The organism is Streptococcus sp. 714, from assembly GCF_013277115.1.
In the GTDB taxonomy this organism is placed as follows: domain Bacteria; phylum Bacillota; class Bacilli; order Lactobacillales; family Streptococcaceae; genus Streptococcus.
Genome location: NZ_VMMH01000008.1, coordinates 1 through 13,797 on the forward strand (window position 1 = coordinate 1; position 13,797 = coordinate 13,797).

General features: G+C 36.3%; 15 protein-coding genes and 2 tRNA genes. 7 read left to right on the forward strand and 10 right to left on the reverse strand.

The annotated features are described in order from the left end of the window. Positions 1-127: IS3 family transposase (locus HT718_RS02805; protein ID WP_173267135.1), on the forward strand; the 127-nt coding region annotated here is incomplete at its 5' end. 130 nt (positions 128-257) lie between these two features. Here the strand turns inward: HT718_RS02805 and HT718_RS02810 are convergent. The 5 genes from HT718_RS02810 to HT718_RS02830 form a co-directional block, all read right to left on the reverse strand. Next, a complete protein-coding gene (locus tag HT718_RS02810; protein ID WP_004262234.1) occupies positions 258-461 on the reverse strand; it encodes a CsbD family protein in 204 nt (67 codons plus the stop codon). A gap of 30 nt (positions 462-491) precedes the next feature. Beyond that, positions 492-1,100, reverse strand: coding sequence for an Asp23/Gls24 family envelope stress response protein (locus HT718_RS02815; protein WP_000064110.1), 609 nt, complete (start codon positions 1,098-1,100; stop codon positions 492-494). A gap of 30 nt (positions 1,101-1,130) precedes the next feature. Next, positions 1,131-1,301 (reverse strand): DUF2273 domain-containing protein, encoded by a 171-nt coding sequence (locus HT718_RS02820; protein WP_000455064.1) that lies wholly within the window; start codon positions 1,299-1,301, stop codon positions 1,131-1,133. A 10-nt stretch (positions 1,302-1,311) separates the two neighbouring features. Further along, the gene (gene amaP / locus HT718_RS02825) at positions 1,312-1,884 is read right to left on the reverse strand and encodes an alkaline shock response membrane anchor protein AmaP (RefSeq protein ID WP_000030219.1); all 573 of its coding nucleotides are present in this window, start codon (positions 1,882-1,884) and stop codon (positions 1,312-1,314) included. A 77-nt stretch (positions 1,885-1,961) separates the two neighbouring features. Further along, positions 1,962-2,198: a GlsB/YeaQ/YmgE family stress response membrane protein gene (locus HT718_RS02830; RefSeq protein WP_031240425.1), complete on the reverse strand. Its 237-nt coding sequence runs from the start codon at positions 2,196-2,198 to the stop codon at positions 1,962-1,964. A 375-nt stretch (positions 2,199-2,573) separates the two neighbouring features. Here HT718_RS02830 and mgaSpn point away from each other — a divergent pair, with 375 nt between their 5' ends. Next, on the forward strand, positions 2,574-4,043 hold the full coding sequence (gene mgaSpn, locus HT718_RS02835; protein WP_060805790.1) for a virulence factor transcriptional regulator MgaSpn: 1,470 nt from the start codon (positions 2,574-2,576) through the stop codon (positions 4,041-4,043). Positions 4,044-4,569: 526 nt separating this feature from the next. Here the strand turns inward: mgaSpn and HT718_RS02840 are convergent. Continuing rightward, entirely contained in the window at positions 4,570-5,715 is a 1,146-nt protein-coding gene (locus tag HT718_RS02840; RefSeq protein ID WP_060805789.1) for a low temperature requirement protein A, read from the reverse strand. An 805-nt stretch (positions 5,716-6,520) separates the two neighbouring features. Here HT718_RS02840 and HT718_RS02845 point away from each other — a divergent pair. Then, complete coding sequence (locus HT718_RS02845) at positions 6,521-7,810, forward strand: membrane protein (RefSeq protein ID WP_001062781.1); 1,290 nt, start codon at positions 6,521-6,523, stop codon at positions 7,808-7,810. A 9-nt stretch (positions 7,811-7,819) separates the two neighbouring features. After that, positions 7,820-8,908 carry an AI-2E family transporter gene (locus HT718_RS02850; RefSeq protein WP_001055024.1) on the forward strand — a complete coding sequence of 363 codons (1,089 nt, stop codon included), beginning with the start codon at positions 7,820-7,822 and terminating at the stop codon, positions 8,906-8,908. Between the two features lie 140 nt (positions 8,909-9,048). Here HT718_RS02850 and HT718_RS02855 read toward each other — a convergent pair. From HT718_RS02855 to HT718_RS02870, 4 genes are all read right to left on the reverse strand, one after another. After that, a tRNA-Lys gene (locus tag HT718_RS02855) sits at positions 9,049-9,121 on the reverse strand. A 62-nt stretch (positions 9,122-9,183) separates the two neighbouring features. Beyond that, the gene (locus HT718_RS02860) at positions 9,184-9,699 is read right to left on the reverse strand and encodes a DUF308 domain-containing protein (RefSeq protein WP_000672738.1); all 516 of its coding nucleotides are present in this window, start codon (positions 9,697-9,699) and stop codon (positions 9,184-9,186) included. A gap of 325 nt (positions 9,700-10,024) precedes the next feature. After that, positions 10,025-10,097, reverse strand: a tRNA-Lys gene (locus HT718_RS02865). A 264-nt stretch (positions 10,098-10,361) separates the two neighbouring features. Continuing rightward, positions 10,362-11,633, reverse strand: coding sequence for a replication-associated recombination protein A (locus HT718_RS02870; RefSeq protein WP_173267138.1), 1,272 nt, complete (start codon positions 11,631-11,633; stop codon positions 10,362-10,364). A 116-nt stretch (positions 11,634-11,749) separates the two neighbouring features. Between HT718_RS02870 and HT718_RS02875 the strand changes: the two genes are divergently transcribed. Genes HT718_RS02875 through HT718_RS02885 form a run of 3 tightly spaced genes read left to right on the forward strand, consistent with a single transcriptional unit; the run spans position 11,750 to position 13,736 of the window. Continuing rightward, complete coding sequence (locus tag HT718_RS02875) at positions 11,750-12,220, forward strand: DUF3013 family protein (protein WP_173267155.1); 471 nt, start codon at positions 11,750-11,752, stop codon at positions 12,218-12,220. A gap of 18 nt (positions 12,221-12,238) precedes the next feature. After that, positions 12,239-13,306 carry a M50 family metallopeptidase gene (locus tag HT718_RS02880; protein WP_173267158.1) on the forward strand — a complete coding sequence of 356 codons (1,068 nt, stop codon included), beginning with the start codon at positions 12,239-12,241 and terminating at the stop codon, positions 13,304-13,306. A 1-nt stretch (position 13,307) separates the two neighbouring features. After that, complete coding sequence (locus tag HT718_RS02885) at positions 13,308-13,736, forward strand: NUDIX hydrolase (RefSeq protein ID WP_173267161.1); 429 nt, start codon at positions 13,308-13,310, stop codon at positions 13,734-13,736. The last annotated feature ends 61 nt before the right edge of the window (positions 13,737-13,797 follow it).

Sequence of the window (13,797 nt, forward strand, 5' to 3'; positions counted from 1 at the left end):
GTTTCAGTCGCTTAAGCAATTGGAACAAGCCATTGTAGACTATATCAATTACTACAACAATAAAAGAATTAAAGTCAAACTAAAAGGACTTAGTCCTGTGCAATACAGAACTAAATCCTTTGAATAAATTATTTGTCCAACTTTTGGGGGTCAGTACAGTTCCGCAATTGGAAATCTCTAGCTTTTTGTTTCTGAGAATCATCTTGACTCAGACTCTTTTGACTAATGTTACTAAAAAGATAAAGTAATTTTTAGCCTTATTTATTGTCGCCACTCAACATGTTTTTAACACCTTCGATAGCACCTTCTACAGCGTCTTTGGCATCTTCAGCAACTTCTTTTACTTTAGAAACAACTTTTTCAGCTGCTCCTTCTTTTTCCATTTTTTCATCACCGATGGCTTTCCCAACACCTTCTTTAATAGAACCTTTAGCTTGATTTAATTTTTCTTCTACTGACATGATAATTTCTCCTGTTATATTTATTTTATCTTAGTTTACACGAGTTTTTTCGTGAGATACTACACCAGTTGCTGCACCTTTAACAGCTTCTACACCTTCGCTAACTTTTTCTTGAACAGTTGAGAAACCAGATCCAAGACCAGATTTAGCTTTTTCGAATTGTTCTGAAGCGAATTCTCCTGTTGATTCAGCAACGTCAGATACGCGATCTTGAAGGCTTACTGAGTCTGCTTCATGTTGTTCTTTAGTTTTGATGTCGACAACGTTTACGTTGATTTCAACAACTTCCAAGTCAGTCATTTTAGCAACTTCTGAAGATACGATTTCTCTGATTTCTGAATATAAAGCTGGAACATTTTTTTGGTACTCAGCAATAATGTTTAAGTCAACTGCAACTTGTGTTTTACCAACTTCTACGTTAACACCACTTGTTACGTCATCGCTGTTAACGATTTTTTCTTTAAGATTTGAGAAGAAACCACCGTCGATTCCCAAAAGACCTGAAACGTTTTCTAGTGACAGGCCAATGATTTTTTGGATAACTTTATCTTCGTAAGTAAGTTCTCCTTTGATTTCGTGAGCTACAGCAGTAGCATCTTTCTTTTCTACGTTAGTGTTAATGTTTTTTTCGTTTGACATATGAAACTCCTTTAATTAAATTAGTAATTTTTATTTATCTATATAGTTTTTTTCGATATATAATCCAGCTGCAACTCCCAGTGCTCCTAAAATCAATACAAATATTGTTTTGAAGAAGCCAAAGGAGATAATCAAACAAGCGAGAAATACGCCTATGAGACCTGCGATTATTGGATATCGATATTGTTTAAGCCATTCCATTTTTACTTCCTTACTTTACACGACTAGCAGTTTTTTTCTTTTGAGCTTTAGGCTGTGGCTGATAGTCTTTTACCAAGACGTCCAATTTCACCTGACGCTCAATACCAAAGAATTGCTTTAATCCATTAGCTATTTCATTTTGAATTAGTTGGCATCTGTCAGCGATGTTGTCCGAAGGAAGAATTTTACCTTCTACATGAACGAAACATTTATTTTTTCGTAAATTTACATGAACAGTTGGGTTCTTGATCAATCCATGATCACTCACCAAACTTCTAACAAAACCTTCGATTGCTGAATTCTTTAATTTCAATGTATCGTTTTTAGTTTCAAGTTGAATTTCCAAATAACGTTTAGGATAAAACAACACAACTAACATCGATAACAAAACTAAAGTTGATAGAGCCACTATCCCCCAGAATATATATCTAGAGAGATAAAATTCAACGAAATGATTCTGTCTCCAGCTAAATAGCTGAATGCCTAGATCACTAACTTGATGATAATCTATCAAAACAGGAAGGAAAATTGTCAAGATTAAAATACAGAAAATAATGAAACATATTTTCTTTGCTTTTGACATATACAATCCTTTCGATTTAACATTTAAACTATTTTTACCCGTCTAATCTATTTAAAAATAGTTTATTCTACAAGTAATTATTTTTTACCTGTAAAGAATGATACTACAGTAACAACAATTGCTGCTCCTGCAATAGATGGGATCAAAGCCATTCCAGCGATGGATGGGCCCCAACTACCTAAAAGGGATTGTCCTACAGATGACCCGATTAAACCAGCGAATACATTTGCGACGATTCCCATAGGACTACCTTTTTTAGTGATTCTACCTGCTACAAGTCCAATAAGACCTCCAGCAATGATTGACCACAATATTGCTTACCCTCCTTTTTTATTTTAATATCAAAAAATAAATCAATTCCTTTGATTATTTCTATTATATAATTTTGATATAAAATAATCAATTATTTTGATTATTATGTAATTTTAATATAAAAAAATCAAATTCTTTGATTGTTGCTATTATATAATTTTTAAAATTAAAAATATAATCTTTCGACTTGAATTTGATTCTGTATTCACGCCCTCAATAGACGGTAAAATAAGAAAATTGTTTATATATTGTTTCTGTAGTGTTATTATACGAAATAAAAGATTTTAGGAAAAGTCGTTATAGCATGCTATACCTATTCATTGTGGTATAATTGCAAGAGGTTTAATCCGATAATTTATAAAGATAGAAAGACATTCATGAGAGATTTATTATCTAAAAAAAGTCATAGGCAATTAGAATTATTATTTGAACATAAACGATGGTTTCATCGTTCTGAACTAGCAGAGTTATTAAATTGTACAGAACGTGCAGTCAAAGATGATCTATCCCATGTTAAATCTTCTTTTCCTGACTTGATTTTTCATTCTTCTACTAATGGTATACGCATTATTAATACCGATGATAGTGATATTGAAATGGTTTACCATCATTTCTTTAAGCATTCAACCCATTTTTCGATTTTAGAATTTATCTTCTTTAATGAAGGGTGTCAAGCTGAGAGTATTTGTAAAGAATTTTATATCAGTTCATCTTCGCTCTATCGTATTATTAGCCAAATCAATAAAGTGATTAAAAAGCAATTTCAATTTGAAATCAGTCTGACCCCTGTTCAAATCATTGGAAATGAGAGAGACATTCGTTACTTTTTTGCACAATATTTTTCAGAAAAATATTATTTCCTAGAATGGCCATTTGAAAATTTTTCATCAGAGCCCCTATCTCAATTGTTAGAATTGGTTTATAAGGAAACAAGCTTTCCAATGAATTTGTCAACTCATAGAATGCTAAAGTTGCTCCTAGTTACGAACCTATATAGAATAAAGTTTGGTCATTTCATGGAAGTAGAGAAAGACTCTTTTAACGATCAAAGTTTGGATTTTTTAATGCAGGCAGAAGGAATAGAAGGTGTTGCTCAGAGTTTTGAATCAGAATACAGTATCTCTTTAGATGAAGAAGTTGTTTGCCAATTATTTGTGTCTTACTTTCAAAAAATGTTTTTCATAGATGAAAGTCTCTTTATGAAATGCGTAAAAAAGGATAGCTATGTTGAAAAATCTTACCATCTATTGAGTGATTTTATTGATCAGATTTCAGTCAAGTATCAGATTGAGATTGAGAATAAGGATAATCTGATTTGGCATCTGCATAATACTGCACATCTGTATCGTCAGGAGTTGTCCACTGAGTTTATTTTATTTGATCAAAAAGGGAATACAATCAGGAATTTTCAAAATATTTTCCCTAAATTTGTTTCAGATGTAAAAAAAGAGCTTTCTCATTATTTAGAGACTCTTGAGGTTTGTTCTAGTTTAATGATGGTTAATCATCTATCTTATACCTTCATCACTCATACCAAACATTTGGTGCTTAATCTACTACAAAATCAGCCAAAGCTGAAGGTTCTGGTTATGAGTAATTTTGATCAGTATCATGCAAAATCCGTTGCAGAGACACTTTCTTATTATTGCAGCAACAATTTTGAACTTGAAGTTTGGACTGAATTAGAATTATCAAAGGAATCTTTAGAAGAATCGCCTTATGATATCATCATTTCTAATTTTATTATTCCTCCGATTGAAAATAAGAGACTGATCTATTCAAATAATATAAACACGGTCTCACTCATATCTTTGTTAAATGCCATGATGTTTATTCGATTAGATTAGTAACCTAAAATAAAAAATGCTATTTCGCGTTTTGAACTGTACCTCAAAAGTTAGACAGAAAAAATCTAATTTTTGGGGTGTTTTTATTAAGAAAAGACCTTCAGTCATTTAAGTAAAATGTACATCTAGAGTCATAGTCCTCTAAAACTCTTGCTTTTTTTGTAGAAGATACGAAAAAAACCTTGATTCCAAGGCTTTTCCTGTTGTATGTAGATGCCCCCTACATGGATTTGTAAGAACTTTTCATATTGAAAATAAACAAAAATGTTGAAATATAGCTGATTTTAGGGAAATACTTTTAGGTGTTTTCAATGTCAGGATTTAAAAATGGGGCAAAAGTGGGGCAAAAACGAATGACTCGTATTTGGTTTGAAAACCTATAATACCTAATGATTATGCTATTCTAGATATATAGTTTTGTTATAAATAAATGTCAGTGCGAGATCAAATTGGAGGATAAAATGGAAAAACAAATTAATGAAAAAAAAGCCTTGGTTACCAAAGCTTTTTTTATGTTATAAACTCATTAAAATAACTCCCAGTTAGATTTGGAATATTTTTTATTCTGTGTCATATAAAAATAAATAAAATGAATGGCTGTAGCTAGAGCTAAAATGGTTGTTATACTCACTACTATTATAGGATTAGAAGCAAAGATTAAAGAGAGAATAAAGGCAGCCAGATAGAGTGTCGCTTGGACACAGTAGTAACTTTTCGAATAGCGAAGATAGTGTTTGTTATAGGGCCCATTTACTAGGACAGCAGCTTGAAAGAGGCCAAATCCGATATAAGAGAAGCTGGTTGCAAAGAGACGATTAGCTTCAGGATTCTGAAGAAAACTCATCGATACAGTCAGCATCATAAGTCCAATGAAAATAGGATAGTGACTGTAAATTAGAAATAGTCCCTTTTGATTAGATTTTTCATCAATAGCATGGTCGAATTGACCAAAATAAAACAAGAACAGAGAAATCATAATAATGAAATAAAGAACCGAATAAATCGAGAAATTCTCGATTGTAAAGAAGTTAGCTAGATTCGTAATCATCTCTCCAAACGTAATAATGACAAGAAGGGAGATGCGCTCGATTAAATGGGGGAGATTTACCTGGTAATGCTTATCTTTATTAAGCAAGATACTTGGCGTAATAAATGTTAGCAGAATACTAGCATAAAGGATATAGACTCCAATGTAAATAGGAAGAAGAGCTGCTAGATAGATTTCTAAACTTCGTAGACCTGTTATCCATAGAAAACCTTTGATACTTTCCCTATGAACATTATCGGTTGATTTTCTAAAAAATTCAACCAAATATTGAAAAAATAAGGTAAGGGTTAATGTACCAATAGCCCAACAGAGATAATGAAAATATTGTTGCCAATCAGGTCCAATCATATTGGCTATAAAGAGTAAAAGTCCCATTTTGATAAACATGATTACTATGTTAAATAAAGAGTTCTTTCCATAGCGATTGGTATAATCGGTTTGAATCATCCAGGAATCGATGAGAAACAAAATAGCAATGAAAAAATCAAGGAAAGAATTCCAAGTCAAAATACCGTTATGAAGATGGTCGATTAAAGTAGTTACTTTTGAAATTGCAAAAACAAAAACTAGGTCATAAAAAAGTTCTGAAAATTCTACACGTTTATGTTTAATGAGAGTTGTCATCTTAATACCTTTCTATTTTAGAAGTACAATTTATTATAACAGAAAATGATAATGAAAGAGAAGGAGATGCTTAAATAACTTCATGTGACGCGAATGAACTGCGCCACAAAAGTTAGGTTTTTTCTGTCTAACTTTTGGGGTGCAGTTCAGAAGGGGTGTTTTTTCTATCGTTTTTTAGTGCTAAGACTACACAAAAATGCCTTGTAAATCAAGGCTTTTTCCTGTTGTATTTAGATGCCCCCTACAGGGATTTGGAAAGGACTTTCATATTGAGAGCAATTAAAAATATTGAAATATAAGTGATTTTAGGTATTTTCAATGTCATGATTTAAAAATGGGACAAAAGTGGGGCAAAAACCATACAGATTCTAAACTGTATGGTTCTTTTTTTATCTAACCAAGAAAGGTTAAAACTTATTAAAACAAATGCAATCAACTGTTGAAAACTTTTTAGTCCGTGTAATATAAAAACAAGTAAAAAGTTGAACTATAGGGAATATTGTGTCATAATAGGTAATAGATGAATAATTAATAGATTGGAAATAATGCTTTCTTACCTTAACAAGTTGAATTGGTTATACATTTTTTCGTCGCAATTGTGTCTATCTCTCGAGTTTAGCTAGTTTTTATAAGCTCTGGCTTCTAATCAATATAACAAATTTTAGAAGTGCATAAGACAAGATGGTGACATTACTACAGTCATTTCTAGTCACCATATGTTGCTGGCACAGGCTGTTTGTAGTGTTGGCTATTTACTAGTCAGTTTAATCGGAGTGTTTAATTTTTATTGTTGAAAGGTTTTTATATGGCGAAAATTCTATCTTTAGGTCTGACAGGTAAGAAATTACTTGCTCAGGGGTTCTTGTTTGTTCTGCTAGGTCTCATCTTGATGGTCACGGGGACTTGGTTGCCAGTAAAGGTTATTCGACTGGTTCTGTTTTTAGCTTGGATAGCAACGGTCTTAGATTTAGTATTACGTATTTTCAAAAAAAGTCAGTCAACGGACACCTTGGGAGTTGCACTGGTTAAATTGTTAGTGCTGGGATATTTGCTTGGCTCCAATCTTGCGACGGATGTGCCGATTTATATTTTGGCTCTTGTGATTGGAGTTTATCAGATTTTTCATGCTAGTATTAACCTTGTCACCTATGTTCTCTACCGCAAAAACAAAATTCGACCTCGTTTTCGTCTCTTACTAGATGGACTCGTACTAGTTTTTCTTGGTGGGACTAGTCTTTTGTCCTCTACAGGAAATTCTGTCTTTCAACTCTTTGTATTAGGGGCTTATTTTTTCCTTTATGGTCTGTCCAATATCCGTGACGGTTTCTTATTTGAAGGGGAAATTGGGAAAAACCATCTCAAACGTCGTATTAGAATTAGCTTACCTATTGTCCTAGCCGCTCTCATCCCTGCAAGAACTTTAGCAAAAATCAACAAATTCATGCAGGAAAATGCTGATGAGAGAGAGGATATCCATCTTGGAATGGTGAAGTCTGGTAAGACAGCGGAGCTTGAAATTTTTGTTCATACAGCTGAGACCTCTCTGTTTTCGGCAATTGGTCATGTGGATATCTGCTATCAAGGCCGTGTTATTTCTTATGGCAACTATGATCCGTCTTCTGAGACCTTATTTGGCATGGTAGGAGATGGTGTCTTATATTTCTGTGATCGTGACAAGTACATTGACCTATGTAAACGTGAGAGTCAAAAAACGCTTTTTGGTTATGGGATAGATTTGACGCCTGAAATGGAAAAAGCAGTTCAGAAAAAGTTGGCTGAATTGAAACAACTGACGATTCCATGGGAGCCAAGTGCAGATAAAATCATGACAGGTGATGGTAAGGAAGACTACACCTACGCTTATAAAATCAGACATGAGACAGATGGGGAACTTTATAAATTTATCAAATCTAAGTTTAAATCCTACTTTGTCTTATCTACAAACTGTGTGCTCTTGGCTGATACCATAGTCGGTCAGGCTGGCACCGATATCCTCTCACCCAAAGGATTTATCGCACCAGGAACTTACCAAGCTTACCTTGACCGAGAGTTTGAAAAACCAAATAGTATAGTCGTATCTAAACATGTTTATTAAGGAGAATTTATGAATTTAGTAAAAAAATACACCCCATTAATACTTTTTATAGGGCTGGTTACTCTTGTAATTCTGAATGCATCAAGCTTTATATCAGGGGCAGTATCTCTCTTTGAAGTAACTTCTACCTTGATTTATGGTGCTGTCATTGCTTTTGTGCTCAATGTTCCCATGAAAAAAATTGAAGAATTCCTAGTTAAAATGAAGGTAAAGGCAGGGTTGCGCCGTCCGATTGCTATGGTGCTTGTTTTCCTATCTCTTATCTTAATCGTGATCTGTCTTTTGGTTTTGGTGCTTCCAACCCTTGCTCAGACTATTAGTCAGCTGGGAGCAGTCCTTTCAACAGTCCTGACTCAACTTGGGAAATTGCTAGACAGCTCGGAATTTGTAACCAAAGACATGCTGTCAACTATCGTATCAGGAATTCAGGGACAGTCTAGCTCTATTAGTCAAGCTTTGATAACCTTCTTATCCGGTCTGACTAGTAATATAGGAAATATTTTTTCAAGTATAATGAATGCCTTTCTGATTATAGTATTTACCTTTTTATTTTTATCCAGTAAGGAACATCTGGCAGCGATGACGAGTAGACTTCTAAAAGTTATATTTCCAGAGAAAGTGGTGACAAAGTTAACTTACATTGGACAAGTAGCACTAGAGACTTATGACCAATTTTTGATGAGTCAGCTGATTGAAGCAGTCATCATAGGAGTTATGATAGCGGTTGGCTACAGCCTGTTTGGACTACCTTATGGGGTAATGACAGGTATATTTGCAGGAGTGCTATCGTTCATTCCTTATGTAGGGCCTATGATTGCTTGTGTTGTGGGAGCGATTTTTATCTTCACAGTGAGTCCTACTCAAGCCTTACTTTCTCTTCTTCTATATCAAGTTATACAGCTGATTGAAGGAAACCTTATTTATCCTAGAGTTGTAGGTCAATCTATTGGTTTGCCAGCTATTTTCACGCTTGCGGCTGCTAGTATTGGAGGCAATCTCTTTGGCTTACTTGGGATGATATTCTTTACACCGATATTTGCTGTTATCTATCGATTGGTTAAGGAATTTGTCGTTGCAAAGGAAAATCAGCTAGATTAAGAAAAACTAAATTTAATAAGATATACTGAGAAGAGAGTGAGAGATTCTCTTCTCTTTTATTTTTAAATACTTTTCTACAAAAAGCTATTAGACGTTAAAAAAAGCCTTGGTTTCAAGGCTTATTTCTGTTGATTTAGATGTGCCCCCTGCAGGGCTCGAACCTGCGCCCCATAGCTTAAGAGTCTACTGCTCTACCAACTGAGCTAAGGAGGCAACAGAAAAAGCTGAGAATGTAACTTCCCAGCTATTTTAATATGCCCAAAATGGCAACTAGATTATTTACGAAAGGCCTCAATAATGTAGGTGAAGCCAGTAACTAAAAATGAAAAGGCAATGACATAAACGACAAAGACACCTGTAGCCACTGGATTGAACAGAATCACTAGACCTAGTAAAAATACAAGCAAGGCTACCCACATGATATGGTTGCCAATAATAGGGAAAATCAATCCCAGACGATTGCCTTTAAAGAAAACTATAATGGCTTCTACAATTAACCAAATTCCTAAAATAGTTGGAATGACGACCGGCAGGGTCACAAAGCCATAAGCAACGAGGTAAAGAGCTAAGAGAAGACTAACAAACCCTTGGAAAAGATAAACAGGTGAGCGAAGCTCTTTTGGTGCAGAGAAATAGCCTAAAAGAGCTGCTATAGAAGAAACCAGTAAATCAAATGCAATCCACCAGCTGTAAGCAACAAGATTAGCTACTGGGTGTGTAAATAGGAAAAGTCCTAAAAGGACAAAAACAACTCCTGCAAGGAATAGCAGTAAACGATTAGAAAATTTCATTTCAATACCCCCTATATAGCATAGTCTGATAATAAAACTATTATACTTATTTTTATAGAAAATGTCAATAAAATAAATAAACAATTTGGAAGTTTCAGTTTTTATCATTTTGAAAATAAAAAGAGAAGATAAAATTTGTCTTCTCTACATGAAAATATTGTATGGCATCAAAGCAAAAGTAACTGGCTTTACACTATTTGTAAAGATGTAATTTGATTCAAAAAGAAAAGATAGATTTAAAATGTGGGACAAATGATGGGGTAAATCAGTTATAGACAAGCAAAAAAAGCCTTGATTTACAAGGCTTTTTCCTGTTGTATTTAGATGCCCCCTACAGGGATCGAACCTGTGACCCACGGATTAAGAGTCCGCTGCTCTGCCAGCTGAGCTAAGGAGGCAAAGAAAAAAGCTGTATTGGTGCCGAAACTTCACGGTTTGTATTGAACCCGCGCAATTAAGCAGGTGGGCAACTCGCTCTAACTGAAGCTGTTTCCGTGTGAGACGGCCTACATGCTGTTAGAAGACTTTTGTTTCCCTAATAATACAAAAAATAGTCGGTCAACACTTAAGTGTGAAGTCGTACACCACAGCGTTTCTATGTTTATATGATACCACTTTTTCAAAAAAAATCAAGAGGAAAGTGCAATTTTTTGAAAAGGATTTCAGATTTTTCGCAAACGGTCGATGGCTTCCTTTCTTTGAGCCAAAGCCCGTTCATATTTACCAGTATCTTCTGCTTGGAAATAGTGATGATTGCGAATTTTTTCTGGCAGATAGTCTTGATTGACCCAATTTCCAGGATAGTTGTGTGGATAGAGATAGTCTTGAGCATTTCCCAGTTCCTTGCTTCCGCTGTAGTGACCATCACGCAGGTGGCGCGGAATAGGCAAGTGCCCTGATGTTTTGAGGTCAGCAAGGGCCTTATCCATAGCCACATAGGCTGAGTTGGATTTTGGAGAAAGGGCCAAATCAATCACGACATTAGCAATGAGAATGCGAGCTTCGGGGAAACCAATCTTTTGGGCAGCATCCAGAGCAGTCACGGTGTGAATCTGGGCTTCAGGATTGGCCAAGCCGATATCTTCATAGGCGATAACGGTCAAGCGACGAGCGAGACTAGGCAAATCACCAGCCTCAATCAAGCGGGCAGCATAGTGGAGACTGGCATCCACATCCGAGCCACGGATAGACTTTTGCAAGGCAGATAGAACATCATAGTGACCGTCTCCATCCTTGTCCATAGTGATGTAGCTTCTCTGAAGACTATTTTCCATGATGTCTAGGGTGATATGGCGAATGCCCTCGTCATTCTCAGGGGTAGAGAGAACAGCCAGGTCCAGCGAGTTAAAGGCAGAACGAAGGTCTCCGTTTGTAGAGGTCGCAATGAAATCCAGCGCATCCTCATCTAGTTCTACTGGAAAATCAAAACCACGCTCAGGATTACTTAGAGCTATCTGCAGGGCCTCTTTGACGTCTTGGTTAGACAGAGGTTCCAACTCAAAAATCTGAACACGACTGCGAATGGCAGGAGTGACAGAAAAGAAAGGATTTTCAGTCGTAGCGCCAATCATGATGACCAGACCACTTTCCAAGAGAGGCAAGAGGAAATCTTGCTTGGTTTTATCTAGTCTATGAATCTCGTCTAGTAATAGGACGAGACCACCAGAGAATTTCGCCTCTTCAGCTATTTCTTGGAGTCTTTTTTTACTATCTACTGTCGCATTGAAAGTTCGAAAGGCATACTTGGTCGTCCCTGCGATGGCAGAGGCAATGCTGGTCTTGCCGATTCCAGGAGGGCCATAGAGAATCATGGAGGACAGGCGGTTGGCTTCCACCATGCGGCGGATGATTTTTCCTTGTCCGACCAGATGTTCCTGACCAATGACCTGATCGATGGTTTTAGGGCGCATGCGAAGCGCGAGATTGTCTGGCATAGCAGTCCTTTCTAACGTGGATTTTCTGATGTATATGTGGTAAGATGGTAGTATCTATTTTAGCATATTTCCGAGCAATCGGGGCGATTTAAGAGTCGCATAGGAAAGAGGACAAAATGGCAACATATGGATTTTTAGATGTTTTAGAGGCAGAATTGGAGAAGAACTTTCCCTTTGACTTTGAGATTAGTTGGGACAAGCGTAACCACGCGGTTGAAGTGAGTTTTCTATTGGAAGCACAAAACGCTACAGGTGTGGAGATGGTGGACGAGGACGGAGAGGTTTCGTCAGATGATATCCTCTTTGAAGAAGCAGTGCTTTTTTACAATCCTGCCAAGTCAACCGTCAATGAGGAAGACTATTTGACGGTCATTCCTTACCTGCCTAAAAAAGGATTTTCTCGCGAATTTTTAGCTTATTTTGCTCTTTTCCTTAAAGATACTGCCGAGGTTGGACTAGATGCCCTTATGGACTTTTTGGAAGACCCAGAAGCAGAAGAATTCGTCATGGAATGGAACCAAGAAGTCTTTGAAGAAGGAAAAGTTGGCTTGGAAGAGGGAGAGTTTTATCCTTATCCAAGATATTAGGGATTATGGGGAGAGTTTATGAAAAAAATTGTGACGTATTTGATTCAGACAGTGTCTGTTCTTGTGATGATGCTGGCTTTTGCTTGTGGAACCATCGCATTTGCAGAGTTAGGGTATTCCGCAGTTTTAGTCTTTACTTTTGGTTATGCCTTCGCTCTTCTAAGTATGTATTTAATCTTTATTCTTCATGAGCTGGGACATGCTTTTTGTGGTCACTTGACAGGCTATCGTCTGGTGGCTTTTGGATTAGGACATTTTATTTTGACCAAAAAGTTAGGCAGGTTTCATCTTAGTAGAACAGCCATTCTGAAAAGTGTTGGTGCTCAATACATTGGTTTAAAAGAGGATGAAAGCGATCAAAGAATCATCCTGATGCTTTCAGGAGGCTTGATGGTTCATCTCAGCTTGATATTATTGGCGATAGTGTTTGGATTTTTGACAAGAAGCTGGTATTTTGCAGGGACTTGGATTTTTCTTAATTTATCTTTCTTCCTAAATAACATTTTGCCAGTCGGCATCACTGATGGCGCAAAAATTTGGGAATTGCTACAACACCCTGAAAATACGAAATATGCCTACCTGATGTTGAGGCATTCTGCCCAGACCTTGCTAGCTCCTCAAGAATATGATTTAAAAGACTTTGCCATGTCTGTTGATGAGGATGTGAGAGGGAGTTTTGCAGAAAGTGTTCAGACTCTTCAGGGGTTGGTATTCATATTGGATGATAATATAGAACTTGCAAAGCAACAGTTGCAATCTGTGCTAGAGAAAACAGATAATCCAATGTCTAAAACTAGTTCTCAATTATACCTTCTTCAAATTGCTCTGATGGAAGGAGATAATAAGAAAGCGGAAGAATATGCAAGTATTCGAGGAGTCAAATCTTTTTTATCTCTAAAAACAGCAGATATGCAGGTCATTCAAGCTTGGTATCAATTTAAGGTAAAGAAAGATGTAGTTCAAACTCGCAAGGCTATGAAGATTGCTAAGCAGAAAATGAATACTAGTCGCATGTTGAGGGACGAGAAAAGCTATTATGAGAACTGGTTAGCAGAGCTGGAAAAGGAATTAACCGAAGGAGTCTAATATGGAAATAGAGATTTCTGATTTCACAGGCTGTAAGATTGCTTTGTTTTGTGGGGATAAGTTTCTGACTATCTTACGCGATGATAAGGCAAGCATTCCCTGGCCCAATATGTGGGAACTTCCAGGCGGTGGACGTGAAGGTGATGAAAGTCCTTTTGAGTGCGTGGCGCGTGAAGTTTATGAAGAACTGGGCATTCATCTAACTGAAGATTGTCTGCTTTGGAGTAAGGTTTATCCAAGTATGCTTTTTGCGGATAAACAATCTGTATTTCTAGTCGGTCAGTTAACACAGAACCAGTTTGACAATATCACCTTTGGTGATGAAGGGCAGGGCTATCAGCTGATGAATGTCGAGGAATTTCTTAGTTCCAGTCAAGTTGTACCTCAGTTGCAGGATAGGGTGAGGGATTATTTAAAAGTAAGTGATTAGAAAGGATGGTTCAGTTAAATTTCTAAACTGAACCCGCCCTAAACACGGTACCAAAAAGATA